Source organism: Sinorhizobium chiapasense (assembly GCF_045277575.1).
In the GTDB taxonomy this organism is placed as follows: domain Bacteria; phylum Pseudomonadota; class Alphaproteobacteria; order Rhizobiales; family Rhizobiaceae; genus Ensifer; species Ensifer chiapasense_A.
On the sequence record NZ_CP144205.1, the window covers coordinates 838753 to 864868 of the forward strand.

20 protein-coding genes and 2 pseudogenes are annotated in these 26116 nt (G+C 63.0%); 14 read left to right on the forward strand and 8 right to left on the reverse strand.

Going from position 1 to position 26116, the window contains the following annotated elements:
• Nucleotides 1–8: 8 nt before the first annotated feature.
• Nucleotides 9–938 carry a GTPase Era gene (era, locus tag QM996_RS04065; RefSeq protein WP_500269402.1) on the forward strand — a complete coding sequence of 310 codons (930 nt, stop codon included), beginning with the start codon at nucleotides 9–11 and terminating at the stop codon, nucleotides 936–938.
• A 191-nt stretch (nucleotides 939–1129) separates the two neighbouring features.
• Here the strand turns inward: era and arsC are convergent, their stop codons facing one another.
• A complete protein-coding gene (gene arsC / locus QM996_RS04070) occupies nucleotides 1130–1558 on the reverse strand; it encodes a thioredoxin domain-containing protein (protein ID WP_500269403.1) in 429 nt (142 codons plus the stop codon).
• Between the two features lie 124 nt (nucleotides 1559–1682).
• Entirely contained in the window at nucleotides 1683–2663 is a 981-nt protein-coding gene (locus QM996_RS04075; protein WP_500269404.1) for a glycerophosphodiester phosphodiesterase family protein, read from the reverse strand.
• Between the two features lie 175 nt (nucleotides 2664–2838).
• Between QM996_RS04075 and QM996_RS04080 the strand changes: the two genes are divergently transcribed.
• The 4 genes from QM996_RS04080 to QM996_RS04095 all read left to right on the forward strand — a co-directional run bounded on the left by QM996_RS04080 (nucleotide 2839) and on the right by QM996_RS04095 (nucleotide 8531).
• Nucleotides 2839–3858 (forward strand): glutathione S-transferase family protein, encoded by a 1020-nt coding sequence (locus QM996_RS04080; RefSeq protein WP_500269405.1) that lies wholly within the window; start codon nucleotides 2839–2841, stop codon nucleotides 3856–3858.
• 311 nt (nucleotides 3859–4169) lie between these two features.
• Nucleotides 4170–5477 carry a cyclopropane fatty acid synthase gene (locus QM996_RS04085; protein WP_500269406.1) on the forward strand — a complete coding sequence of 436 codons (1308 nt, stop codon included), beginning with the start codon at nucleotides 4170–4172 and terminating at the stop codon, nucleotides 5475–5477.
• A gap of 225 nt (nucleotides 5478–5702) precedes the next feature.
• On the forward strand, nucleotides 5703–8009 hold the full coding sequence (locus QM996_RS04090) for a Tex family protein (RefSeq protein WP_500269407.1): 2307 nt from the start codon (nucleotides 5703–5705) through the stop codon (nucleotides 8007–8009).
• A gap of 204 nt (nucleotides 8010–8213) precedes the next feature.
• Nucleotides 8214–8531: a hypothetical protein gene (locus QM996_RS04095; protein ID WP_500269408.1), complete on the forward strand. Its 318-nt coding sequence runs from the start codon at nucleotides 8214–8216 to the stop codon at nucleotides 8529–8531.
• 148 nt (nucleotides 8532–8679) lie between these two features.
• Here the strand turns inward: QM996_RS04095 and rkpK are convergent, their stop codons facing one another.
• The 4 genes and pseudogenes from rkpK to QM996_RS04115 form a co-directional block, all read right to left on the reverse strand.
• Nucleotides 8680–9993, reverse strand: coding sequence for a UDP-glucose dehydrogenase family protein (rkpK, locus tag QM996_RS04100; RefSeq protein ID WP_500269409.1), 1314 nt, complete (start codon nucleotides 9991–9993; stop codon nucleotides 8680–8682).
• Between the two features lie 69 nt (nucleotides 9994–10062).
• On the reverse strand, nucleotides 10063–11106 hold the full coding sequence (locus QM996_RS04105; RefSeq protein WP_334198660.1) for an NAD-dependent epimerase: 1044 nt from the start codon (nucleotides 11104–11106) through the stop codon (nucleotides 10063–10065).
• A 70-nt stretch (nucleotides 11107–11176) separates the two neighbouring features.
• Nucleotides 11177–11290 (reverse strand): annotated as a pseudogene (locus QM996_RS04110) (transcriptional regulator); the annotation flags it as partial.
• The gene (locus tag QM996_RS04115) at nucleotides 11291–12034 is read right to left on the reverse strand and encodes a L,D-transpeptidase (protein WP_500269410.1); all 744 of its coding nucleotides are present in this window, start codon (nucleotides 12032–12034) and stop codon (nucleotides 11291–11293) included. It lies immediately after the preceding pseudogene.
• A gap of 216 nt (nucleotides 12035–12250) precedes the next feature.
• On the opposite strand from QM996_RS04115, the gene recO reads away from it, so the two are divergent.
• On the forward strand, nucleotides 12251–12997 hold the full coding sequence (recO, locus tag QM996_RS04120; protein WP_500269411.1) for a DNA repair protein RecO: 747 nt from the start codon (nucleotides 12251–12253) through the stop codon (nucleotides 12995–12997).
• A gap of 119 nt (nucleotides 12998–13116) precedes the next feature.
• Nucleotides 13117–13626: a PaaI family thioesterase gene (locus QM996_RS04125; protein ID WP_500269412.1), complete on the forward strand. Its 510-nt coding sequence runs from the start codon at nucleotides 13117–13119 to the stop codon at nucleotides 13624–13626.
• A gap of 227 nt (nucleotides 13627–13853) precedes the next feature.
• Here QM996_RS04125 and QM996_RS04130 read toward each other — a convergent pair whose 3' ends face one another.
• Entirely contained in the window at nucleotides 13854–15866 is a 2013-nt protein-coding gene (locus QM996_RS04130; RefSeq protein ID WP_500269413.1) for a PhoX family protein, read from the reverse strand.
• Nucleotides 15867–16160: 294 nt separating this feature from the next.
• Here QM996_RS04130 and QM996_RS04135 point away from each other — a divergent pair, with 294 nt between their 5' ends.
• The 3 genes from QM996_RS04135 to QM996_RS04145 all read left to right on the forward strand — a co-directional run bounded on the left by QM996_RS04135 (nucleotide 16161) and on the right by QM996_RS04145 (nucleotide 20676).
• Nucleotides 16161–18980, forward strand: coding sequence for a DUF2339 domain-containing protein (locus QM996_RS04135; protein WP_500269414.1), 2820 nt, complete (start codon nucleotides 16161–16163; stop codon nucleotides 18978–18980).
• A gap of 6 nt (nucleotides 18981–18986) precedes the next feature.
• Entirely contained in the window at nucleotides 18987–19643 is a 657-nt protein-coding gene (locus QM996_RS04140) for an HD domain-containing protein (RefSeq protein ID WP_500269415.1), read from the forward strand.
• Between the two features lie 181 nt (nucleotides 19644–19824).
• Entirely contained in the window at nucleotides 19825–20676 is an 852-nt protein-coding gene (locus tag QM996_RS04145) for an MOSC domain-containing protein (RefSeq protein ID WP_500269416.1), read from the forward strand.
• Between the two features lie 79 nt (nucleotides 20677–20755).
• Here the strand turns inward: QM996_RS04145 and QM996_RS04150 are convergent.
• Nucleotides 20756–20857, reverse strand: a pseudogene (locus QM996_RS04150) (phytanoyl-CoA dioxygenase family protein); the annotation flags it as partial.
• A gap of 149 nt (nucleotides 20858–21006) precedes the next feature.
• On the opposite strand from QM996_RS04150, the gene QM996_RS04155 reads away from it, so the two are divergent.
• The 4 genes from QM996_RS04155 to nadC all read left to right on the forward strand — a co-directional run bounded on the left by QM996_RS04155 (nucleotide 21007) and on the right by nadC (nucleotide 26113).
• Nucleotides 21007–22245, forward strand: coding sequence for an MFS transporter (locus tag QM996_RS04155; protein ID WP_500269417.1), 1239 nt, complete (start codon nucleotides 21007–21009; stop codon nucleotides 22243–22245).
• Between the two features lie 172 nt (nucleotides 22246–22417).
• Nucleotides 22418–23497, forward strand: coding sequence for a quinolinate synthase (gene nadA, locus QM996_RS04160; protein ID WP_500269418.1), 1080 nt, complete (start codon nucleotides 22418–22420; stop codon nucleotides 23495–23497).
• A 59-nt stretch (nucleotides 23498–23556) separates the two neighbouring features.
• Nucleotides 23557–25155, forward strand: a complete 1599-nt coding sequence (locus QM996_RS04165; RefSeq protein WP_500269419.1) for an L-aspartate oxidase — start codon at nucleotides 23557–23559, stop codon at nucleotides 25153–25155.
• A 49-nt stretch (nucleotides 25156–25204) separates the two neighbouring features.
• Entirely contained in the window at nucleotides 25205–26113 is a 909-nt protein-coding gene (gene nadC / locus QM996_RS04170) for a nicotinate-nucleotide diphosphorylase (RefSeq protein ID WP_500269420.1), read from the forward strand.
• The last annotated feature ends 3 nt before the right edge of the window (nucleotides 26114–26116 follow it).

A 26116-nucleotide genomic window follows, 5' to 3' on the forward strand; every position in this document is an offset into this window, starting at 1 on the left:
CGGAAAAAATGACGGATATGGAAAAAGATACGGCCGCCGAAGGCGCGCCGACCCGCTCGGGTTTCGTGGCGCTGATCGGCGCGACCAACGCAGGCAAGTCGACCCTGGTCAACCGCCTCGTTGGCGCCAAGGTGTCGATCGTCAGCCACAAGGTCCAGACGACGCGCGCGATCGTGCGCGGCATCGCCATCCACGACAACGCCCAGATCGTCTTCATGGACACGCCCGGCATTTTCAAGCCGCGCCGCCGGCTCGACCGCGCCATGGTGACTACCGCCTGGGGCGGCGCCAAGGATGCGGACGTGATCATGTTCCTGATCGATAGCGAACGCGGCTTGAAGGGCGATGCGGAAGCGATCCTCGAGGGGCTCAAGGAAGTGCACCAGCCGAAGATCCTCGTGCTGAACAAGATCGACCAGGTGCGCCCCGAGGACCTCTTGAAGCTGGCGGCCGCCGCCAACGAGACGATCAAGTTCGACCGCACCTTCATGATCTCGGCGCTCAACGGTTCCGGCTGCGACGACATGATGGACTATCTCGCGGCCGCTCTGCCCGAGGGGCCCTGGTATTATCCGGAAGATCAGATTTCCGATCTGCCGATGCGCCAGCTTGCAGCCGAAATCACCCGGGAAAAGCTATTCCTGCGGCTGCACCAGGAGCTTCCCTATTCCTCGCATGTCGAAACCGAGAAGTGGGAAGAGCGCAAGGATGGCTCGGTGCGCATCGAACAGGTGATCTACGTCGAGCGCGAAAGCCAGAAGAAGATCGCGCTCGGCAAGGGTGGCGACGCGATCAAGGCGATCTCGACGGCATCGCGCAAGGAAATCTCCGAGATCCTCGAGCAACCGGTGCACCTCTTCCTGTTCGTCAAGGTGCGCGAGAACTGGGGCGACGACCCCGAACGCTTCCGCGAAATGGGTCTCGAGTTTCCGCGATAAGCCTGGCCGCATTGGCCCGCTGCATTTCCCCGCTGCAACAGGACTTGGCGCCCGCACCGGACGGGCGTCGCATGGTAGCGGCATGCGCCTGTCAAGATGCGCGCAGATTGCCGCAACACTTCAGTTCTGCAGCATAAGTCCTTAAATCGATTCCGGAGCTAGGCCTCGTGCAGTGGCCGCTGAAAGCGAGATCAGACGCCTGAAATGCGCTTTCCCTCTGCGTCAAGAACCGGCTCGCCGTCCTCCTTCGAGAACGGAGCCTTGTGCGTATCGGGCAGGATGTCGAGCACCAGTTCGGACGGGCGGCAAAGCCGCGTGCCGATCGGCGTCACCACGAAGGGACGGTTGATGAGGATCGGATGCTCCATCATCGCGTCGAGCAGGCGATCGTCGCTGAGTGCGGGGTCTGCGAGCCCGAGTTCCTCATAGGGCGTGCCTTTCTCGCGGATCACGTCACGAACCGTCAGACCGGCATCGGCGATCATCTTTTCGAGTTCCTGCCGCGATGGTGGCGCCTGCAGATACTCGACCACGGTCGGTTCGATGCCGGCGTTGCGGATCATCGCCAGCGTATTGCGCGAGGTGCCACAGGCGGGGTTGTGGTAGATCGTGACGTCCATGAGCTTGCCTCCTGCGAAGTCGAGACGGACCGGCCGCTGCTGGCGGTCCCGACGATTGTTCTCGAAGTCATAGGATCGATACCGGCAAGCGGCAAGCGGCGTGCTGGATAGTGCCACAGTTCTTTCAGCGGTCGGCGATCCGGCGCTTTCCCAGTGCCGGTCCGATCACCTCGATCCGGTTGGTCCAGATGTAGCCGGAAAACCCCGGCGGGACCAATTCCAGATCCTGCATCGTATCGATCCCGGCGGTGAAGTCGCCGCCGTGATAAGGGCCGAGCAGGATGATCTCGCTTCCGGCCGCTTTCACGCGTTCGGCGAAACGGTCGGGCCAGCCCCACAGGAAGTGCGCGTAGTTGCCGGGTACGACGACGAGGGTGTTCTTGCAGGCCTCCGGCATCAGACCCGTCCAGCCGTAACCGAGATATCGGGTGAGGCACGCCATCGTCGATGTCCGGTCATAGCCGCGCATGCCGTCCAGGCGCTTCATCGTCTCGCGGGTCGGTTCTTCGCCGCCATAGACTCCGAACACCGCCTCTCGCCATTGCGGCTGCGCTTCGACCAGCGTTGCGAGTGCCGTGCCTTCCTCGGCGCGCCGGCTCTTGAAATTGACGAGGAACTTGCGGTCGGGCAGGGAAGCCAGCACCTCGTCCAGCGTCGGCATCTGGCCGACACCCTTGCCGCGGAAAGGGAACGTCTTGCCGCCATCGGCCGTATAGCCGTAGCCGATATCGAGACCCTTCAGCGTCGTCATCGGTGTCTCTTCGGTGACGCCCTTGGCTTCGGTGCGGCAATCGAGCGTCCAGTCGTGGAAGACGGCGAATTGCTTGTCCGGCGTCAGATGCACGTCGAGTTCGACGACATCGGCGCCGGCATCGAAGGCGGCCTGCATCGAGGCGATCGTGTTTTCGAGATAGGGATGCTGCGGCGTGTCGATGATCGTTGCCGTGCAGGTGTCGTTGCCGACATTCGTTTTCGGATAGGTCTGGTGGACGCCTCGATGTGAGAGCAGTTTCGCCGCGCCCGGCGGCGGCGTGACAAACAGCGACGTGTTCATCAGCCAGACCATGGCGGCAAACAGCGCAACAGCGGCAAGGGCTTTCTTCATCCCGATTCTCCTCTCGAAATCGGGATTGCCCGACAATGTGGCGCGACGATGATCGTGCACGTACCGCGTGCGTGTCGCGGATTGCGAACAATGTGTCACCCGTGCGCGCGATTGACCCTCCGCCGAGCCCTGTGAGACGTAGCTATCGCTGACTTTTGCGATCCGGAGAAAAGAAATGCCGCAACTTGTCGAGGGGAAATGGGTCAAGGGCGACGTTGCGGCGAGCGAGATGAAGGGCGGCGCATTCCACCGGGAACCGACACGCTTTCATCGCTGGATCACGCCAGACGGAAGCCCGGGCCCGGATGGCCAGCCGGCTCTGCCGGCCGAGGCTGGGCGTTACCGCCTGTTCGTTTCCTATCTCTGCCCCTGGGCCTCGCGCACGATCGCTTTCAGAAACCTGAAGGGATTGCAGCAGATCATCGGGCTCACGGTGTCCAACCCGGTGCTCGGCGAGGATGGCTGGACCTATGACGAGCCCGTCGATGCCGGCGAGCGCGTCGGCAAGATCCGCTTCCATCATGAACTCTATGTGGCGAGCGACCCGACCTATACCGGCAAGGTGTCGGTCCCGGTTCTCTGGGACATGCAGGAGGGGCGGATCGTCAACAACGAGTCCGCAGACATCATCCGCATCCTGAACTCAGGCTTCGATCACCTGACCGGCAACCGGCTCGATTTCTATCCGGAGGCGCTGCGCAGCGACATCGATCGCTGGAACGGCCCGATCTACGAACGGGTCAACAACGGCGTCTACCGGTGCGGCTTTGCAAAGACGCAGGAGGCCTATGACGAGGCGGTGGTGAGCCTGTTCGACATGCTCGACGGGCTTGATGCTCACCTTGCGGCCAACCGGTACCTCGCCGGCGAGTATCTGACCGAGGCTGACATCCGCCTGTTCGTCACCCTGGTTCGCTTCGATGCGGCCTATCACGGCGCCTTCAAATGCAACATCCGTCGGATCGAAGACTACCCGGCATTGTCGAACTATTTGCGCGAAATCTATCAATGGCCGGGCATCCGCGAGAGCGTGCGCATCGATCACATCAAGCGCGGCTACTACGGCATTGCCCACATCAATCCGACCCGTATTGTTGCCGCTGGCCCAACCCTGGATTTCGATCGCCCGCATGATCGTGCTCGCCTGCCGGGCCGCGGGATCGGGTGCCTAGGCCTGTTCCTCAGTAATTGCTAAGGAAACAAATCTATGAGGGGCCACAAAGAGCCCATTGCCAATCGATTGAAGCTTCCTAGATTAATGGAAGTTCTGATGGATAGGAGCCCGATGGCGGCTGGCCTGACGAATATCCGGCGGCGCAAGCACGAGGAGCCTGATGCGCGCGCTGGATGCCCGTGAGGCCACGCCCGAGCCGGTTCTCGCCGCTTCGGGACGCGCCGCGTCTGTTCCCAATGCGCGCTGGCGCACCTCCCTGAAGTCCCGAACGAGCCGACCCTTCGCATCTCTCATGCACCAGGACACGTCTGTAGGTCTGGTAGGGGTGGGATATGAATGCAGCATTGTTGACTTTGCTTCGTCGCCTGGTGCGCAACGGCAACCTGACGGTGACTTTTTCTTCCGGCGAACAAGTCATCTTGGGTGACGGCACCGGAAAACCGGCATCGATCCGCATCGTCGATGCAGAGGCGGAGAAGGCGATCGTCCGGGACCCGGGCCTTCGCTTCGGTGAGATGTACATGGACGGGCGCGTCGTCATCGAAAGAGGTGACATCTTCGACGTGCTTTCGATCGTCAAGGACAATGGGCTGGAAAATGCGGCAACGTTTGCCAACACACTGACGGCCCTGCAGCATGTCTTGCGCCAGCAGGTGCGCAGCCGCATGCCTGTGAACCGCAACCGGCACAATGTTGCGCATCACTACGATCTCGATCGCAAGCTCTTCAACCTGTTCCTCGATGAGGACTGGCAATATTCCTGCGCCTATTTCCAGCCGCGGGGCATCTCACTCGATGCGGCCCAGCTTGCCAAGAAACGGCACATCGCCGCGAAGCTTCTGCTGGAGCCGGGACAGAAAGTGCTGGAAGTCGGTTCTGGCTGGGGCGGAATGGCCATGTATCTGGCCGAATCCTCCGGAGTGGAAGTTACCGGCATCACACTCAGCGAGGAGCAACTCAAGGTGTCTCGTGATCGTGCCGCCCGGCGTGGGCTTTCCGATCGCGTCCGCTTCGAACTGCAGGACTACCGCACCCTGCAGGGCCGGCAGTTCGATCGCATCGTATCCGTCGGTATGTTCGAGCATGTCGGTATCGGTAACTACGGAAATTTCTTCAGCAAGATGAAGGAGTTGCTGAAACCTGAAGGCGTCATGCTGCTGCATTCGATCGGCCAGGTCTACAAGCCCTGGGCAACCAATCCATGGATCGAAAAGTATATCTTCCCCGGCGGTTACATTCCCGCTCTTTCCGAGGTTCTGCCGTCGGTCGAGCGCATGCGGCTCCTGGTGAAGGATATCGAGATCCTGCCGATGCACTATGCCTGGACCTTACGCGCCTGGCGGGAGCGGTTTGTCGCCCGCCGCGAAGAGGCGGTGCGGCTCTATGACGAACGTTTCTTCCGCATGTGGGAATTCTATCTGGCGGCTTCCGAAACGGCCTTCCTCTACGACAAGCACTTCATCTTCCAGCTCCAGCTTTCGCCTTCTCTCGATGCCGTGCCGGTCTCGCGCGGTTACATCGAGGAGCGGGAGCGGCAATTGGTCGAGTTCGAAAAACGCCGGCCGCCGCTCGAACCGGTCAACAATTGGGATGAGGCGCCGCCGGAAGAACATATCGAGCCGGCTGCCATCGCGGTCTGATCCAGGGCCATCTCCTCGGCCCCCACAGGGGCCAAGGGATGGCCACCTCCCATCTTCTGTTCTTCTGTGGAGTTCCGGATTTCCTCCGAAGGCCTTCACTTGGCCTGGAAGCTCTGCGCCTTTATGGTCGCCAGCCAAACGAACTGCCTGTTTCCCTCGATCGTCTGCGATCCAGGGACAAAACGTGCAGCGCTTCGAAGCGCTGCAGGAAAGACGGAATTGCCCATGGCCAGCCCCGCAAAACCTATCGCCGCCATCATCGCCAGCGAAATCAAGGCAACAGCTTCTCAGGTTACCGCCGCTGTCGAGCTGCTGGACGAGGGGGCGACAGTGCCGTTCATCGCGCGCTACCGCAAGGAAGTGACTGGCGGGCTCGACGATACGCAACTGCGTGTGCTGTCGGAGCGGTTGACCTACTTGCGCGAACTCGAGGCACGCCGTGCGTCGATCCTCGAGTCGATCCGCGGGCAGGGCAAGCTGTCCGACGAACTCGAAGCCAAGATCGCCGCCGTCGAAACCAAAGCCGAGCTCGAAGACATCTATCTGCCCTATAAGCCGAAACGCCGCACCAAGGCGGAGATCGCCCGCGAGCGCGGCCTCGGGCCACTGGCCGAAGCCATCCTTGCTGATCGCTCCATGGCGCCGGCCGATCGCGCAACCGCCTTCCTGACTGCCGAGGTCGTCGATGTGAAGGCGGCGCTCGACGGCGCCCGCGACATCATCGCCGAAGGCATGACCGAAAACGCCGACTTGCTCGGCCGCCTGCGCAACCACATGAAGGGCGCCGCCTTCCTGCGCGCGAAGGTGGTCGAGGGCAAACAGGAAGCCGGCGCCAAGTTCTCGGACTACTTCGACCACTCCGAGCGTTGGGCGACGACACCCAGCCACCGGGCACTGGCGATGCTGCGCGGTTGGAACGAAGAGGTGCTTTCCGTCGACATCGTCGTCGATCAGGACGATACCTCGCCGGTCAAGCCGGTCGAGCGCATGATCGCCGCCGTCTACAATGTCGGCGCCCATCTGCCGGGTGACAAATGGCTGGCCGAGATGATCGGCTGGACCTGGCGCGTGAAGCTCTCCATGTCGCTGTCGCTCGACCTGATGCGCGAACTGCGCGAGCGCGCCGAGGAGGAGGCGATCCACGTTTTTGCCCGCAACCTCAAGGACCTGTTGCTTGCCGCACCCGCGGGATCGCGGGCGACGATGGGTCTTGATCCGGGCATCCGCACCGGTGTCAAGGTCGCCGTGGTCGATGGCACCGGCAAGCTGCTCGAAACGACGACCGTCTACCCGTTCCCGCCGAAAAACGACATTCGCGGAACGCAGGCCGAGCTCGCCTCGCTGGTCCGCAAGCACAAGGTGGAACTGATCGCGATCGGCAACGGCACGGGGAGCCGCGAGACCGAAAAGCTTGTTGCCGACATGCTGCAGCAACTGCCTGCGCCAAAGCCTACCAAGGTCATTGTCTCCGAGGCCGGAGCATCGGTTTACTCGGCCTCCGAAACCGCCGCCCTGGAGTTCCCCGGCCTCGACGTTTCTCTGCGCGGTGCCGTTTCAATCGCTCGCCGCCTGCAGGATCCGCTGGCCGAACTCGTGAAGATCGAGCCGAAATCGATCGGCGTCGGCCAGTACCAGCACGACGTCGACCAGTCGAAGCTCAGCCGCTCGCTGGATGCGGTGGTGGAAGATGCGGTGAATGCCGTCGGCGTCGACGTCAACACGGCGTCGGCTCCGCTGCTCGCCCGGGTATCCGGTCTCGGCAAATCCTCGGCCGAGGCGATCGTGGCGCATCGCGACGCGACCGGGCCGTTTGAAAGTCGCAAGGAACTGTTGAAGGTGCCGCGGCTCGGCGCGCGCACCTTCGAACAGTGCGCAGGCTTCCTGCGTATCCCGAACGGCAAGGAACCACTCGACGCCTCCTCGGTGCATCCGGAAGCCTATGGCGTTGCCAAGAAGATCGTTGCGGCCTGCGGTCGCGACGTGCGCGCGCTGATGGGCGACAGCGCTGCATTGAAGAAGCTCGATCCGAGGACTTTCGTGGACGAGCGGTTCGGCCTGCCGACCGTCAAGGACATTCTGGCCGAACTTGAAAAGCCGGGCCGTGACCCGCGCCCGAGCTTCAAGACAGCGACCTTCGCCGAGGGTGTCGACGACATCAAGGACCTGAAGGTCGGCATGCAGCTCGAGGGCACCGTTACCAACGTTGCGGCTTTCGGCGCCTTCATCGATATCGGCGTGCACCAGGACGGGCTTGTTCACGTGTCGCAACTGGCGGACCGCTTCATCAAGGATCCGCACGAAGTGGTGAAAGCTGGAGACGTCGTGACCGTCCGCGTCACCGAGGTGGACGTCGCCCGCAAGCGCATCGGCCTGACGATGCGGAAGGATGGCGGCGCCGAGTCTGGCCGTGAGGCGCGTAGAAGTGCACCGAACGGCGGCAACCGCGGCGCGCCCGTGCACCAGCAGAAGCCGCAAGCGCCGTCGCAAGGCGCCTTTGGGGCGGCCTTGATGGAAGCGATGAAACGCAAATAGCAGTGCCTCCATTGGGGCGCTCCGGCGCCCCGAGGGATAGTCTATAATTTAGATAATTGTAATAATATCGGCTTTCCGCCATACTCTCTTCATCGTGGCACGTGCACTTTGTGAGCAATGTGCCGATCGAGCAGCCGGATCGACGGCGGAAAAGGTCAGCGGAAACTCCTCCTCCGCCGGGCATCCGGTGAAAGGAGTTGCGTGATGGTACGCAAGGTGATCCGCGGCTGCGCGCTGGCCGCCCTTCTGGCGGCAGGCGTGATGGCGCGCCCGGTTCCGGCAGTTTCGCAAGCCCCCATAAATTGCGCTAACCGATCCGAGGTGGTCGAGTTTCTGGCGCGACAATATCGGGAAAAACCAGCCGCGACGGCGCTCATCAATCCTCAGGCGATCATGGAAGTCTACGCGGCCGACAACGGCAGCTGGACACTGATCGTCACCGACGTCAATGGCCGCAGCTGCGTCATCCTTGCGGGCAAGAGTTGGGAAGCTCTGCCGCCGCTGCCGGTTCCAAAAGCATAGCCGGCCGCGCCGTACTGTGCGCGGCCTCTCGCCGACTACAGCGCCGCGCATCTTATCAGACGCGCAAAGGTCGCTGTAGCACTTTGAATTGCTGCATGTTTTCGCCCTTTAACCGGCTACGATTAAAGGAAACATGCAGTAGGCCCCCTCAGAGGGGCCGGCCGATGCTGGAATAGGCAAAGCCGTGCTTGGCGACCTCGTCCTGGCGGTAGATGTTCCGGAGGTCGACGAGCACGGGTTTCTTCATCGCCGCTTTCAGGCGGCGGAAATCGAGCGCCCGGAACTCGTTCCATTCCGTCACGATCACCAGCGCATCCGCCTCGTTGGCCGCCTCGTAGGGATCGCCGGCATAATCGATGCCGTCGATGATCTTCCTGGCGTTCTCCATGCCTTCCGGATCATAGCCGACAATGTGGGCGCCGGCATCCTGCAGCGTCTGCACGATGGCGATCGCCGGGCTGTCGCGCATGTCGTCGGTGTTCGGCTTGAAGGTGAGGCCGAGGATGGCGATCTTGTGGCCGCGCACGTCGCCGCCGGCCGCCGCGATCACCTTGCGGCCCATCGCCCGCTTGCGGTTGTCGTTGATCGCAACCGTGGTCTCGACGAGGCGCACGGGCGCGTCATGGTCCTGGGCGGTCTTGACCAGGGCCAGCGTGTCCTTCGGGAAGCACGAGCCGCCGTAGCCGGGGCCGGCATGCAGGAACTTCGAGCCGATGCGGCCGTCGAGGCCGATGCCGCGGGCGACGTCCTGGACATTGGCGCCGACCTTTTCGCAGAGATCGGCCATCTCGTTGATGAAGGTGATCTTCATCGCCAGGAAGGCATTGCCGGCATACTTGATCAGTTCGGAGGTGCGGCGCGAGGTGAAGACGAGCGGCGACTGGTTGAGATAGAGCGGCCGGTAAACCTCGGTCATGACGTCGCGCGCCCGCTCGTCGTCGTCGGCAACACCGATGACGATGCGGTCAGGCCGCTTGAAGTCCTCGATCGCCGCGCCTTCGCGCAGGAATTCCGGATTGGAGACGACGGCGAAATCGGCGCCGGGATTGGTCTCGCGAATGATGCGCTCGACCTCGTCGCCGGTGCCGACCGGAACGGTGGATTTGGTGACGATGACGGTGAAGCCCTGGAGATTGGCGGCGATCTCGCGGGCGGCCGCATACACATAGGACAGGTCCGCGTGACCGTCGCCGCGGCGGGAAGGGGTGCCGACCGCAATGAAGATCACGTCGCTGTCGGCGACGGCGGCAACGAGATCGGTGGTGAACGACAGGCGGCCCGAGGCGACGTTGCTGGCGACCAGCTGGTCGAGGCCGGGTTCGAAGATCGGGATCCGCCCCTGCATCAGCGCGTCGATCTTGCTCTCATCCTTGTCGAGACAAACGACGTCGTGACCGAAATCCGCAAAACACACACCGGAAACGAGGCCCACATAGCCGGCGCCGATCATCGTGATTTTCATAGGCTCTTTCCTTTGTTGTCTGGCGAGCTCTTGTCGGTGAACGCGCACACCATGCCGGTTCGCCCGTGCTTATGCCTGCGGGGCCGAGGATCCGGCTTTGCCGCCGACATTGTAGTATTCCTCATACCAGGCGGCAAAGCGCGCCACGCCTTCTGCCACCGGGATCGAGGGTTTGAAATCGGTCAGTGCCTCGAGCAGATCGGGAGAGGCATAGGTGCGCGGCACGTCGCCCTGCTGCATCGGCAGCATGTTGCGCAGCGCCGGTTTGCCGACGGCCTTCTCGATTGTCTCGACGAAGGTCATCAACTCGACCGGCTGGCCGCCGCCGACATTGACGACCCGGAACGGCCCCTGGCGCGACAGCGTGTCCTCGGCCTTCTCGGACGGCACGCGGTTTTCTTCCGCCGGCGCCACGTGCGAGAGCCGGAGAATGCCTTCGACGAGGTCGTCGATATAGGTGAAGTCGCGGCTCATGCGGCCTTCGCCATAGATGTCGATCGGCTGTCCCTTGTGGATGGCGTCGACGAACTTGAACAGCGCCATGTCGGGCCGGCCCCACGGGCCATAGACCGTGAAGAAACGGAAGGCCGTGGTTGGAACCTTGTAGAGATGGGCATAGCTGTGCGCCATCAGCTCCATCGATTTCTTCGTGGCGGCATAGAGCGTCATCGGCTCGTCGGCGCGGTCGGTCTCCGCAAACGGGATCTTTTCGTTGGCGCCGTAGATCGAGGACGTCGAGGCGAGCATCAGGTGCTTGGGGCCGAGCTCGCGCGCCAGCTCCAGGATGTTCCACGAACCGACGAGGTTGGAATCGACATAGGCCTTGGGATTTTCGAGGCTGTAGCGCACCCCGGCCTGGGCCGCGAGGTGGATGACGACCTCGGGCTCGGCAATCTCCGCCGCATGGTTCAGCGCCGCGCGGTCTTCGAGCAGGCCGACGACGGCCTTGAAGCCGTTCGATCGGGCCAGGATCGCATGCCGGCGCTGCTTCAGCGTGACGTCGTAATAGGGCGTCATGCCGTCGAAGCCGACCACGAAATGGCCTTCGTCGATCAATCGCTTGGCGAGATGAAAACCGATGAAGCCCGCGGTGCCGGTGATGAGGTAGCGCACGACCATGTCCCCAGATTGTGTTGTCAGGGCGTTCTTACGAAGAAAGCCGCGCGATGGAAAGTCGAATCCATCACTCCGATGGTCGGTCCAGTCCCTGTTGCAGGGCGGAGAGGACCGACATCGCGTGTCCCGCATATTGGCTGATCCAGCGCTCGTGGATGGCTTGGATCGGCAAGGCGTTCAGTCAATAGGCTGGCGGCAGGCCGCCATTGGCAGCGCTCGCCATCGGCACGCCTGCGGCCGGCTCTGTTATCGGCGGTTCGGCCTGCAGTACCACGACACGCGAGTCGAGCGGCACGCGGCTGTAGAGGTCGATGATATCGGGGTTGAAGAGACGGATGCAGCCGCTGGAGACGGCCTTGCCGATCGACCAGGCCTCGGTCGTGCCGTGGATGCGGAACAGCGTGTCGCGGTTGCCCTGGAAGAGATAAAGCGCGCGCGGTCCAAGCGGGTTGCGCACACCCGGCTCCATCCCGCCGGCAAGCGGGCCGTAGCGCTCGGGCTCGCGCGCCACCATGTCCTGCGTCGGCGTCCAGCGCGGCCATTCGGCCTTGCGCGCAATGCGCGCCTCGCCCTCGAATTCCAGGCCGGCCTTGCCGACGCCGATGCCGTAGCGCATCGCCATGCCGCCATCCTGGACGAGGTAAAGGAAGCGGTTCTGCGTATCGATCACGATCGTGCCCGGCGGCTCATGCGTCTGATAGGCAACCTGCTGGCGCAGATAGCGCTTGTCGACCTTGCTGATATCGATCGCATCCAGCGGGAACTTCTCATTCGGCAGCGGCCCGTACATCGCCACATAGTATGGATCCGGTCCCTTCGGCTTGGCCGGCCCCGACGTGGTGACGCAACTGGCGAGCGTCGAGGTGGCGAGAAGAAGGGCGAAGAGCTGCGCCAGGCGGCCGGCGCTGTTCCGGGACACACACATAATGAAAATTTTGATCCTGCTGATTTGTCATTTTGGGCGGGAGGCACGGCTTTTGCCGCTCTTCCGTTCTAATGTCAAAGACGGCGTCGGGGCGGCGACAGCATGTCGCAAATGAGGCAACCAGTGAGTGTGGCCGAATGGCGACACTCGGCCGTGTCGCGCTTGCGTTCGCAACATAGCTTGATCCGCTTTCGACCGCGGGTGTATGCCATATCCATGCAATGGAGCGATCAGGCCATTATTCTCGGGATACGGCGGCACGGCGAAAGCTCGGCCATCGTGGAGGTCATGAGCGCCACCCACGGCCGGCATCTCGGCATGGTGCGCTCGGGCCGCTCGCGCATCATGCAGCCGGTGCTGCAGCCGGGCAATTCGGTGGAAGTGACCTGGCGCGCCCGGCTTGACGAGCATATGGGCGAATTCCGCATCGAACCGGTGGAGCTGCGCGCCGCCCGGCTGATGGAGACGGCAACCTCGGTCTATGGCATCCAGGCGCTCGGTGCGCTCCTGCGGCTCCTCCCGGAGCGTGACCCGCATCCGCACCTCTACGAGGCGCTGACCGTCATCGTCGATCATCTCGCCGATCCGGCCGATGCCGGAGAATTGTTCGTGCGCTTCGAGCTTGCGGTTCTCAACGACCTCGGATTCGGGCTCGACCTCACGGAATGTGTCGCGACCGGCGCCCGCACCGAACTGGTCTATGTCTCGCCGAAATCGGGCAGGGCGGTCTGTCGGGCGGCGGGGGAACGCTATGCCGACCGGATGCTGGTGCTGCCGGAGTTCCTTTCTGCGCAAACGCGCCGGGCAGCGGATCACGACAGCCTTGCCGCCGCCTTCCGCCTGACCGCCTTCTTCCTCAACCGCCATGTCTATGAGCCGCGCGGCCTGGACGTATCTTCCGCGCGCGACGGCTTCGTCCATGCGGCGCTCAAGGCGCTGAATGCGCAATCCTCCGCCGCCTGATCTCCTACAGCGCAGAGCGTCTTATCAGACGCCAAAGGTCGCTGTAGCACTTTGAAGTGCTGCATGTTTTTGTCCTTTAATCGGCAACGATTAAAGGCAACATGCAGTAGGAGTTATCGATGTATGAAGAGCTTTATCCCGGCATGTCCGTATCCGGCATCGGTGTGCTGTCGCTCGACCGTGTCGCCCGTGACGGCGGTCTCAAGGCGATGCAGGATCTGCTGAGCGGCGAGCTGCCGGCACCGCCAATGTCCAAGACACTGAAGTTCGGACTGAGCGAAGTGGAAGAGGGCCGGGTGGTCTTCAAGGGATTGCCGACCGAGGAACATCTCAACCCGCTCGGCACGGTTCATGGCGGTTGGACGGCGACGATCATGGATTCCGCGCTCGGCTGCGCCGTCTTCACCACGGTGAAACCGGGCGAAGCCTATACGACCGTCGAGTTCAAGGTGAACCTCGTCCGGCCGTTGCTCCCCGGAATGGGTGAGGTCTTCTGCGAGGGGCGCATCGTGCATCGCGGCCGGACGATCGCGACATCGGAAGCCTGGCTTCGCGACGGAAACGGCAAGCTGCTGGCCCATGGCACCGAAACCTGCGCGATCTTTCCGATCGACAATCTGCGGCGTTAAAAGCAATTCCAGGAAAAGTGCGAAGCGGTTTTCCGTCCGGAATTGCGCCACTTCAACGACAATTCCAGGAAAAGTGCGAAGCGGTTTTCCGTGCGGAATCGCGTCGCTAAAAACAACTCCGGAAACGAGAACGCCGCGCAGAACTGAACTGACCCCCGAAGCTTGATGTCCAACTTTCGGGGGTCAGTTCAAACTGCGCGGCGTTCGTTTGCGATCCGCAGTCCTGATCAGCCGATGCGGCCGCCACCCTGCTTGGTCACGGCGACGACAGCCGGGCGAACCGGCATGTCATCCTTAAAGTCGGGCCAGCGGGTTGCCGGCGTCTCGTAGGTGGCAAGGCCGGCGTCGCCCGGATGCTGGACCGAGAGGAAGAAGGTATCCGACGTCGGGTTGAAGCAGGGGCCGCACATTTCGGCACCAACCGGCACGCGGAAGAAGAGCTTTGACGTGCCGCGGGCTGCGCCGTCCGTGTCGATCGCCCAGATGCCGTCGGTGCGGCCGGTTTCCTTCTGGTTGTTGCCGTCGGTCGCCACCCAAAGGCGGCCGTCGGCGTCGATGGCGCAATTGTCGGGCATGCCGAACCAGCCATTCTTGGTGGTGGCGGTCGAGAACGAAGCGCCGACCTCGGCGACACTTGGATCGCCGCACTTCAGCAGTACGTCCCAGCGGCTCTTCAGCGAAGCGAAGTCGCCGTCGGTCTCGGTGATCTCGACGATATGGCCGAAAGCGTTCTTGGCGCGCGGATTGGCGGCGTCGACCTCTTCGGCCTTGCGCTTGGTATTGTTGGTCAGCATCACGTAGACCTTGCCCGTCTTCGGGTTCGGCTGCACGTCTTCAGGACGGTCCATCTTGGTGGCGCCGAGTGCGTCGGAGGCAAGACGGGTGTTGATCAGCACGTCGGCCTGCGAGGCGAAGCCGTTGGCTTCGGTCAGCGGGCCCTCGCCGTGGACCAACGGCATCCAGGTGACGGTGCCGTCTTCATCGAACTTGGCGACATAGAGCGTGCCTTCGTCGAAGAGGTCCATATTGGCGGCACGATCATCAGGGTTGAACGTGCCCTTGGTCACGAACTTGTAGACATAGTCGAAACGCTCGTCGTCGCCGGAATAGAGCACGACGCGGCCGTCCTTGTTGACTATCGATTCGCAGCCTTCATGCTTGAAGCGGCCGAGTGCGGTGCGCTTCTTCGGCACCGAGGTCGGGTCCAGCGCGTCGACCTCGACGATCCAGCCGAAACGATTGGCTTCGTTCGGCTCCTTGGAGACGTCGAACCGGTCATGGAAGGAGGCCCATTCATACTGGCCGCCCGGAGCGCCCAGGCGCTTGAGCTGCTTGTATTCCGGGTGATCCTCGGCAATCTCGCCGCCGAAATAGCCGTTGAAGTTTTCTTCGGCCATCATGTAGGTGCCCCAGGCGGTGACGCCGCCGGCGCAGTTGTTGATCGTGCCGAAGACCTTTTTGCCCGTCGGATCGGACTGCGTCTTCAGGCGGTCATGACCGGCGGCGGGGCCGGTAATCTGCATCTCGGTGTTGACGCTGATGCGGCGGTTGTGCTTGCCGTCGAGAACCGGCTGCCACTTGCCGTCCACCTTGCGGATCTCGATGATCGTGCCGCCATGGGCGGCCATTTCGATGTCGACCAGTTCCTTGGTATATTCGCCGAGAACGACCTTCTCTTCCTCGACTTCCTTGCCGTCCTTCGTCACCTTTTCCTTCACAACGCTGGCGAAGGCCGGGAACATCAGCTCGGCGTTGGTGTATTCGTGGTTGACGACCAGGAGACCGTGGTTGGCGCTGCCGTCGAGCGGGATGAAGCCGACATAGTCGTTGTTGTAGCCGAAGAGCTTTTCCTGGGCGGCGGCCGTCTGGTTCTTCGGGTCGAACTCCGGGCTGTCGGCGAAGATCTTGTCGCCCCAGCGCAGCAGTATATCGGCATCGTAGCCTTCGGCGACATGGTGCTTTTCATCAACGCCGGCTTCGATCTCGGTGAAGTCGAAACGCGAACCTTCTTCGGCGCGTGCTTCTTCGGCGGTCAGGAGAGCGAGCGGGCTGACGGTCGTCGAAATCGCGGCAACGGCGAGCGAACCGCCGATGAACGAGCGGCGCGAGAAGCGGCGATGGATGATGTCGCCCATCGTCGGATTGGTGGAACAGTTGTGGCCGATGTCTTCCAGATCTTCCCTGCGTTCCGTCAGCGTCTTGAATTCGGTCTCTTCCGTCTGGCCGAGATGCTTGTCCATGATCGGGTCTCCTGGTTGAACGATGGAAACCACCGCGCTGGACGGCGGTGCTCATCCGCCTGTATCAGTTGGCCGATGACAGTTCTGCGACATTTCCGTGAAGAGATTACAGCGCTCGCCCGTCTACTGCATGTTTCCTTAAACCGTCTCCGATTTAAGGAAACATGCGGCAATTCAGGGTGCTACAGCGATCTTTGCGCGTCGATGAGACGCGCGGCGCTGTAGAGATTTGGCGAGCGCGTAAAAGTTTGTATGGTTGCGCGCGGTTTGCATGTGCGACTGTCAGGGGAAACCATGTTCGAACTCTTTGATTTTTTTGCCGTTATTCTGGCGCTTGCCGCCTTTGTCGGCGGTCGCAAGACGGCCGAGCGGCTGGAGCGTGAGCTCGCCACCCTGAGGGCGGAGGTCGCAAGCCTGAAGGCCTCGTCGCGTGAAGGCGTTCAAGCCGAAGCTACGAGCGAAGAGTTCGCCGCTGCGCCCGAATTGCCGGCGGAAACGGAGACGGCCGAGGACGCCGCCGTCGGCCTGCCGGCAAGTGCGCACGAGGGCGCCCGGATCTTTGGCGACGCGGAAAAAGCGGCGGAAGGCATTGAGGGCGACGAGACGATCGCCGCCAGCACGGAAGCGCCGCAGCCGGTCATGGCCGCGCCCCGTCAGGCCGAAAGCCTGGAAAGCCGCCTCGGTGCGCGTTGGGCCGTCTGGGTCGGCGGCATCGCGCTCGCGCTTGGCGGCGTCTTCATGGTCAAATATTCGATCGATGCCGGCCTCCTGAGCCCGGCGGTTCGCCTGACGCTTGCCGCCCTGTTCGGCCTCCTGCTGATGGCGGCGGGGGAAATCATTCGCAGGCGCGCCGTGCCTGTCATCGCCAATGAGTTCCAGAACGCGATGATCCCCGGCATCCTGACGGCTGCCGGTGCCGTCACTCTCTTCGGCGTCGCCTATGCCGCCTACGACATCTACGGCTACATCGGCACGGGCACAGCATTCGTTCTCCTCGCAGCAATCTCGCTGGCGACCGTCGGTCTGTCGCTGCTGCATGGGCAGGCGCTGGCCGGCCTCGGTTTGCTTGCCTCGCTCGCAACGCCGGCACTCGTATCGAGCGACGAGCCGCGCCCCTGGGTGCTCTTCGGTTTCCTGTCGGTCGTCTGGGTGGCGACCCTGTTGGCCTCGCGGCTGCGGACCTGGACCGTGGTGCCGACGTTGGCCAATGCGGGCATCGGGCTTTGGGGGCTCGCCTATATCAGTGCGGTCTCGCCATTCGAACCGCTGCCGGTCGCCTTTGCGCTGCTGGTGACGATCGCGGGTATCGGTCTTGTCTGGCCGGGGGCTACGGAGGCGGCGCCCGCAACCGAGATGCCTGACGGAGTGGTGCGACGCGGCGGCGTTGCCGGACCGTGGGAGCTGTTGTTTATCCCGCCGCATGCGGCAATTTCCATTTCCGCAGCCATCGCCGCCACGGTTTTGGCGCTCCTCCTCATCAGCCCGGCGGTAACCGCGGTCAACTATCCGGTGACGGAATTTGCTGTGGTCATTGCGGCGCTGGCAGCCCTGGGAGCGTGGCGGACAACAGCGGTCTATCCCGCCGTGCTTTCCGCCGTCGGCGCAGTCGCCGGCGTCTGGAGCCTGACGGCGCTGAGCGGCGTGCTTGCCTATCTCGATCCCTCGCTGGCCGATGCTCTCCCGACGATCGTGCTGCCCGGACGGACCGCCATGATCACCGCGATGCTGCTTGCAGCACTGTTCGTGACGCTCGGCGGCTTCGTGCTTTCGCGCCGTCTCGTCACCCATCCGCAATATTCGACCCTCTGGGCCGGCATTGCCGCGGTCGTTCCGGTCGCGCTGACGGCGATGTCATTCCTGATGACCGGTAACTATGCCTTCGACCTGCCGCACGGTCTGTTCTCGCTCGTCGCCGGCGCCGCGCTGCTCGCGCTGGCGGACTGGCTTTACCGCCGTGACGGCGGGGCAGAGGCGCGCGACACGGCGGCTGGCCTGCTGGTCGCCGGTTCGTTCGCGTTCTTCATTCTTGCGCTCCATGCCTGGACGGATGGATTGGCCACGACACTTGCGATTGCGGTAATCGGAACAGCCTATGCGCTCGCGACGCGCATCCGCATCTGGCCGATCCTGCCCTGGATGACCGGCGCGGCGGCCGTCGTCGTTCTCGGGCGCATCGCCTGGGAGCCGACGATTGTCGGCGCTGGCAATCTCGGCACCACGCCTGTCTTCAATGCGCTGCTGCCGGGCTACGGCATTCCCGCCGCGCTCCTCGCCGGTTCGGCGTACTTCCTCAGATCCTGGCCGGACACGCGCGTACGCAACCTGCTGCAGGCGCTGGCCAGCCTGTTTGTGCTGCTGACGCTTGCGATCCTGGTGCGCCATGCGATGAACGGCGGCGTGCTCGACAGCTCGGTGCCGACGCTCGGCGAGCAATCGATCTATACGCTGCTGGCGATCGGCGCCTCGGCCATCTTCATGAGCCTCGACATGAAGGCACCGAGTCCCGTCTTCCGTTACGGCGGCATGGGCCTCGGCGTGCTCTCGATGTTGTCGGTGCTGTCGGCGCATCTCCTCGGCCTCAATCCTTACTTCAGCGGCGAGCTGCTGGGCCATATCCCGTTCTTCGATCTGCTGCTGATCGGCTATCTGTTGCCGGGGCTCGGCTATGCCGGGCTCGCCTGGTACGCGCGCGACAAGCGGCCTTTGCCCTATGTCATGGCGCTCGCGGTCAGCGGCGCGGTCCTTGCCTTCGCTTGGGCCAGCCTTACCGTGCGCCGTGCGTGGCAGGGGGAAAACATCGCGGATTGGAAGGGCTTCCTGCAGGGAGAAACCTACACCTATTCGGTCGTCTGGCTGCTGCTCGGCGTGCTGCTGCTCGTGCTCGGTTCGCGCTTCCATGCCAAGAGCATCCGCATCGCTTCGGCGGTTCTCGTCTTCGTCGCCGTGCTGAAGGTGTTCCTGATCGACATGTCCAACCTCGAAGGTTTCCTGCGGGCACTGTCTTTCATCGGCCTTGGCGGGGTATTGATCGGCATCGGGCTTTTCTACCAGAAGATCCTGTCCGGTGCCGGCGTCGTACCGACGGCGCCGACGAACCCGACCGAACAGCAATAGGATGTCATGACACGCATTTCGAAACTCGCGGCCGCCTTCGCGCCGCATGAAGAGCTCGCGGCGGTGCTGTTGCCGCATGCCTTTGCCGCCGATGACGGGTCGCATGATGCCGCCCATCTGATCCGCGTCTGGAAGAACGCCGCGCGCATCCATGCGGAGGAGGGTGGCGATGCCCGGCCGCTTGCCGCAGCGGTGCTGCTGCATGATTGCGTTTCGGTCGAGAAGAACTCGCCCTTGCGCACTGAGGCATCGCGGCTGGCGGCGGAGAAGGCGACGGGCATCCTGCAAGGTCTCGGATGGGACGCAGCGGAGACGGCCGCGGTGGCGCATGCCATATTGACCCACAGCTTCTCCGCCAACATTCCGCCGGAGACGCTGGAGGCGAAGATCCTTCAGGATGCCGATCGGCTGGATGCGATTGGCATGGTCGGTGCCGCCCGGTGTTTCTATATCGCCGGGCGCATGGGCAGCGGCCTCTATGATCCGCTTGATCCGCTGGCGGGGGCAAGGCAGCTTGATGACAAGGCTTTTGCCATCGACCACTTCGAGACCAAGCTCTTCCGGCTGGCCGATGGCTTCAAGACCGAAGCTGGCCGCCGATTGGCCACGGAGCGCGAGCAGCGGCTGCGCGACGTGCTTGCCATGATGCTCGATGAAATTTAGAGCAAATCCAGGAAAAGTGTGAAACGGTTTTCCGTTCGGACTTGCGGCTTTTCAAAAGCTGGATCATTTCGCGGTTTCCTCGAAACAGAAAAATGATCCAGCCGTTTCAACGGATTATGGCGACCTGGTGAATCGGATCGTCAGGCGCTTGAATCAATTTTTGAAGATGAAGGAATTGCCCATGAAGGTGACCGGCCTCAACATTCATCCGCTGAAGAGCGGTCGCGCGATCGCTCGCGAGATGGTTACCGTCAATCTCGACGGTATCGCGGGTGACCGGCGTTTCATGCTGATCGAGCCGGATGGGCGCTTCATCACGCAGCGCGAATTGCAGGCGCTGGCGAAGGTCGAAGCCAGCCACATCGATGGCGGCGTGCACCTGAAGATGGGTGGCAGCGAGATTGCGGTACGCTTTGATCCGGATCGGCGGCTCAACGTCCAGGTCTGGGGCAGCGAAGTCGATGCCGCGGTGTCGGACGATGCGACGGACGCGGTTCTGTCCGCATGGTTCGGCCGCCCGGTCAAGCTTGCTCACATGGACGCCTCGGCCGAGCGCCTGGTCGGTGCCGAATGGGCGGGTACGGCGGCACCTGTGGGCTTTGCCGATGGCTTCCCGATCCTGATCACGACGACAGGCTCGCTCGCCGATCTCAACCGGACGCTCACCGAAAAGGGTCAGGAACCCGTCGGCATGGATCGTTTCCGCACCAACATCCTCGTCGCTTGCGACGAAGCCTGGGAGGAAGACTTCTGGGAGAGCGTCGAGATCGGCGGCATTCGGTTGGATCTCGTCAAGCCTTGCGCCCGCTGCATCATGACGACACAGGACCAACTTACCGGCGAGCGTATCGGCGGCAACCCGATCCAGGGACTGGCCGAAAAGCGCATGTCGGCCGACCGGCGCGTGGCCGGCGTCCTCTTCGGCTGGAATGCCGTGCCGCGCAGCGAAGGCACTGTGACGCTCGACGACGAGGTCAAGGTCATCGGCCGGCGCGGTGAGCGCTGGCCGATGAAGGTGCGTGTTTCGGCTTAGTTCATACGCAATTCCGGACGGAAACCGCTTCACACTTTTCCTGGAATTGCTCTGGGCCGTTCGAGTCTCTTAAGACGCCTCACGCCCAAGGCGTGATGCCGAGTAGCTTGGCGCCGAGATCCGAGAGGCAGGCGGGGGAGGCGTTGTGCTTCTCCCATTCACGCGGATCACCGGGGAAGGCTCGACCGGGTGCTCGATCAGTTCCGCAACCGCTTCCGCAGTGCCGGGTGAGGCGGGCATCAATTCCGGTGATCGCGGCGTCAATTTAATTGGCTTTTCTCTGTTTTGGCCGCCGGGATAGGATGCCGCTCCTTCAATCGGAGATATTCCATGTCCGCTGTTTCCGGAGCATGCGCGCCGTCCAGTGCCAGCCGGGAGATGCCCTGGCTGATCATCGCGGCCGGCTCGATCGTTGCGATGCTCACATTCGGCCCACGCTCGGCGATGGGCTTCTTCCAGTTGCCGATGCTCGCCGATACCGGCTGGGACCGGACGACCTTCGGCCTTGCCATGGCCCTGCAGAACCTGTGCTGGGGCTTGAGCCAGCCCTTCTTCGGCGCGATCGCCGATCGCTTCGGCACCTGGCGGGTGCTCGCTGTGTCGGGTCTTCTCTATGCTGCGGGCCTCATCATCATGGCCTTTGCCAACGCGCCGATCTGGCTGCACATCGGCGGCGGCGTGCTCGTCGGCATGGCGGTGGGTTCCGGCTCCTTCGGCATTCTGCTCTCCGCCTTCGCCCGCAACGTCACGCCGCATCAGCGGTCGCTCGCCTTCGGCATCTGTACGGCGGCGGGCTCGGCCGGCATGTTCCTGTTCGCGCCTTTGAGCCAGGGGCTGATCTCCGCCTATGGCTGGTCGGACAGTCTGGTCTATCTCGGCGTCCTCATGCTGCTGGTGCCGTTCTTTGCCATCCCGCTGCGCGGCAATGCATCCTCCGGTCGCCAGAGCGAGGCGCAGTACAAGCAGTCGATCGGCGAGGCGCTGAAGGAAGCGCTCGGCCACAAGAGCTACCTGCTCTTGGTTTCGGGCTTCTTCGTCTGCGGCTACCAGGTCGCCTTCATCACCGCGCACTTCCCTGCCTATATCGGCGATATCGGCATCGACGCGCGCTATGCGGTGATTGCGCTGGCGCTGATCGGCTTCTTCAACATCATCGGTTCGCTGTCGGCGGGGTTCATCGCCCAGCGCTACTCGAAGCCCTATTTCCTGGCGCTGATCTATCTCGCCCGCTCGGTGGCGGTGACTGCCTTCCTGCTGCTGCCGCAGACACCGGTCTCCGTCATCGTCTTCGCGATCGTCATGGGCCTGCTCTGGCTGTCGACCGTGCCGCCGACCAACGCGCTCGTCGCCATCATGTTCGGCACCCGCCACCTCGGCCTGCTCGGAGGCATCGTCTTTCTCTCGCACCAGATCGGCTCGTTCCTGGGCGTCTGGATGGGCGGCTATCTCTACGACCACTTCGGTTCCTATGATCCGGTGTGGTGGCTCGGCGTGGCGCTCGGCGTCTTCGCGGCGGTCGTCCATTGGCCGATCGAGGAAAAGGGCGTGGCACGGCCGGCTATGGCCTGATCGCCCATCAAAATCGGGGGCGCTGCGAAAAGCAGCGCTCCATTCTTGAATTCTGTCACAAAACTTTCTAAATCAACCCATGCGGCTTTGCCGCTTTTGTTTTGGTTCAATTATGCTCAGTTTGAGCATAATTGAAAACCCGCCCGAAAAAAGGGGCGGAGAGGAGATCTCGATGACGCGCGTTGTACCTCGCACTGAGGCGGTAGCGAACCCGGTTCCTGTCAGCGCCGCGGCTCGTTTCGGTATCATCGAACGACCCGAGCTTGCCTACACGCCTGCGGTCGCGCGCGAGACCGAGCATCTCTACGAGAAGGTGAAGGATTTCATCCCGGCAATCGAGTGGCCGGTCTATGCGCCCTACGTTCACGCCATCAATCGGCTGAAAAAGGAGCGCAATGCGGTCATTCTCGCGCACAATTATCAGACGCCCGACATCTTCCACTGCGTCGCCGATATCGTCGGCGATTCGCTGCAGCTTGCGCGCGACGCCACAAAGGTCGATGCCGAGATCATCATTCAGTGCGGCGTGCACTTCATGGCGGAAACGTCGAAGCTGCTGAACCCGGAAAAGACGGTTCTGATCCCCGACGCCAAGGCCGGCTGTTCACTGTCGGAATCGATCACCGGTGCCGACGTGCGCCTTTTGAAGCAGCGTTATCCCGGCGTTCCGGTCGTGACCTACGTCAACACATCGGCCGACGTGAAGGCCGAGACCGACATCTGCTGCACCTCGTCGAACGTGCTCGCCGTCGTCGAGAGCTTGGAATCCGACACGGTGCTTTGCATCCCGGACGAATATCTGGCGATGAACGTCGCGCGCCAGACCAACAAGAAGATCCTGACCTGGAAGGGCCACTGCGAGGTGCACGAGCGCTTCACCGCTGCCGAACTGCGTGCCTACAAGGAAGCCAACCCGGGCATCGAGATCATCGGCCATCCGGAATGCCACCCGGATGTGATTGCCGTCTGCGACTTCGCCGGTTCGACGTCGGGCATGATCAACTATGTCAAGGACAACCGCCCGTCGAAGGTGCTGCTCGTCACCGAATGCTCGATGGCGTCGAACATCCAGGCCGAGATCGAGGGCGTCGAATTCGTCAAGCCCTGCAACCTCTGTCCGCACATGAAGCGCATCACGCTGCCGAAGATCCTCGACAGCCTGCTCACCATGACCGAGGAGGTTCTCGTCGACCCCGCGATCGCCGATCGCGCCCGCCTGGCGGTCGAACGCATGGTGAATCTCAAGCAGTAACAATTCTGCCGGGTGATGTTCATCCGGATGCAGGCATGCGCATTGGAGGAGAATGAATCATGCTGACCGACCATTTCCGCCCGCAATCCTTCAACGGGATTGACGATATCGTCATCGTCGGCGGCGGCTTGGCCGGGCTGTTCTGTGCGCTGAAGCTGAGCCCGAGGCCGGTAACGATCCTTGCTGCTGCACCGATCGGCCATGGCGCTTCCTCGGCCTGGGCGCAGGGCGGCATCGCCGCGGCCATGAGCCCCGGCGACACCTTCGAGAAGCATGTCGCCGACACGCTCACCGCCGGCGCCGGCATTGTCGACGAGAAGATGACGCGGATGATGGTGGCCGAAGGTCCGGCGCGCATTCACGATCTCTTGGAATATGGCGTGCCCTTCGATCGCGACCTCGAAGGCAAGTTGCTGCTCTCGCGCGAGGCGGCGCATTCCGAACGCCGCATCGTCCGGGTCAAAGGTGACATGGCCGGCAAGGCGATCATGGAGGCGTTGATTGCCGCGGTGCGCAAGACGCCTTCGATCCGCGTAATCGAGGGTTACGTCGTCGAGGAACTGGTTCGCGAGGGCCGGTTCATCTCGGGCGTCATCGCGCGTCCGGATGCAGGGCAGTCGAAAAAGCGCGTATCGTTCCCGGCGCGCGCCGTCGTGCTTTGCTCTGGCGGCGTCGGCCATCTCTATGCGGTCACGACCAATCCGTGGGAAGCCTGCGGGCAGGGGGTCGGCATGGCGGCGCGTGCCGGCGCGATCATCGCCGATCCGGAATTCGTGCAGTTCCACCCGACTGCGATCAACATCGGCAAGGACCCGGCGCCGCTCGCGACCGAGGCCCTTCGTGGCGATGGCGCCCATCTCTTGAATGCGGCCGGACACCGCTTCATGCTCGACATCCACCCGGACGGCGAGCTTGCGCCCCGCGATATCGTCTCGCGCGGGGTCTTCGCCGAGGTCCAGGCCGGGCGCGGCGCCTTTCTCGATTGCACCAAGGCGGTCGGCAAACATTTCCCCGAGATGTTCCCGACGGTCTATGCCTCGTGCATCGCGGCCGGCATCGATCCGGTGACCCAGCCGATCCCGGTGGTGCCGGCGGTCCACTATCACATGGGCGGCGTGCTCACTGATGCCGAAGGCCGCACCTCGATCGATGGTCTCTGGGCAGCCGGCGAAGTGACCTCGACCGGTGTGCACGGCGCTAACCGCCTCGCGTCAAACTCGCTGCTCGAAGCAGTCGTCTTTGCCGCCCGTATCGCCGAAAACATCAAGGGCACCCTGCCGACGCCGCAACTCACCGAATGGGGCGACAATGCCGGCGAGAATGACGATCCGGTGACCGTCGAAGATAGCCCGCAGCTCAAGATTCTCCGCCAGGTGATGAGCGATTGCGTCGGCGTGATCCGCACCCGCGAGAGCTTGCTGAAGGCAATCCGGGAGATCGCGGTGCTCGAGCGCGAGAATACCCGCATGCGCTTCACCAACATCATCACGACGGCCAAGTTGATCACCGTCGGTGCGCTTCGTCGAACCGAAAGCCGTGGCGGTCACTTCCGCGCCGATTGCCCGTCGGAGCGGCCGGAATGGCGCCGCCGTACCTATTTGACGCTCGCCGACGCCAACCGTTTGGCCCAGGAACTGGCGGAAACGGAAGCGGCGTGAACCGGTGCATACCGGTGCGCACGCGATTGATTTCAAGGACGAATAGCAGATGACAGCAGCCCTCCGCCCCGAACTGCCCGCGCTGATGATCGAGGACCAGGTGCGCGCTGCACTGACAGAGGACCTCGGCCGTGCCGGCGACATCACCACGCTGTCGACGATCGGGCCGGAGCTGACGGCAACGGCTGGCATGAATGCCCGCGATCCGGGCGTCGTCGCCGGGCTGGATCTCGCCCGGGCGGCCTTCCACCTGGTCGATCCGTCGATCCGCTTCGAAGCGCTTGTGGAGGACGGAGACCGAGTGGCGGCCGGAACAGCCATCGCCCGCATTTCTGGTCGCGCCCGCGGACTGCTTTCAGCCGAGCGCGTCGGGCTGAACTTCCTCATGCATCTCTCGGGCATTGCGACCTATACGGCGAAATTCGCCGACGAGATCGCCCATACCCGCGCGAAGATCTGCTGCACCCGCAAGACCATCCCGGGGCTGCGCGCGCTTGAAAAATATGCCGTGCGGCTCGGCGGCGGTTCCAACCATCGCTATGGTCTCGACGACGCGGTGCTGATCAAGGACAACCACATCGCCGTTTCCGGCGGCGTTGCCAGTGCCATTCACGCGGCGCGGGCCTATTGCGGTCATCTCGTCAAGATCGAGATCGAGGTCGATGGTCTGGACCAGATGCGCGAGGCGCTGACGGGGGCTCCCGACGTGATCCTGCTCGACAATATGGGCCCGGAGCTGCTGCGCGAGGCCGTCGCCGTCAACCGGGCGCACTGGCAGCTTTCCGCCGACGCCTATGCACTCGACCCCCGCCGCACCCGGCTCGAAGCCTCCGGCAACGTCAAGATCGATACGGTGCGGGTGATCGCGGAGAGCGGTGTCGATTACATCTCGACCTCCAAGATCACCATGGCCGCGCCGACGCTCGACATCGGACTTGATGTGGTGATCGAGCGGTAGTCC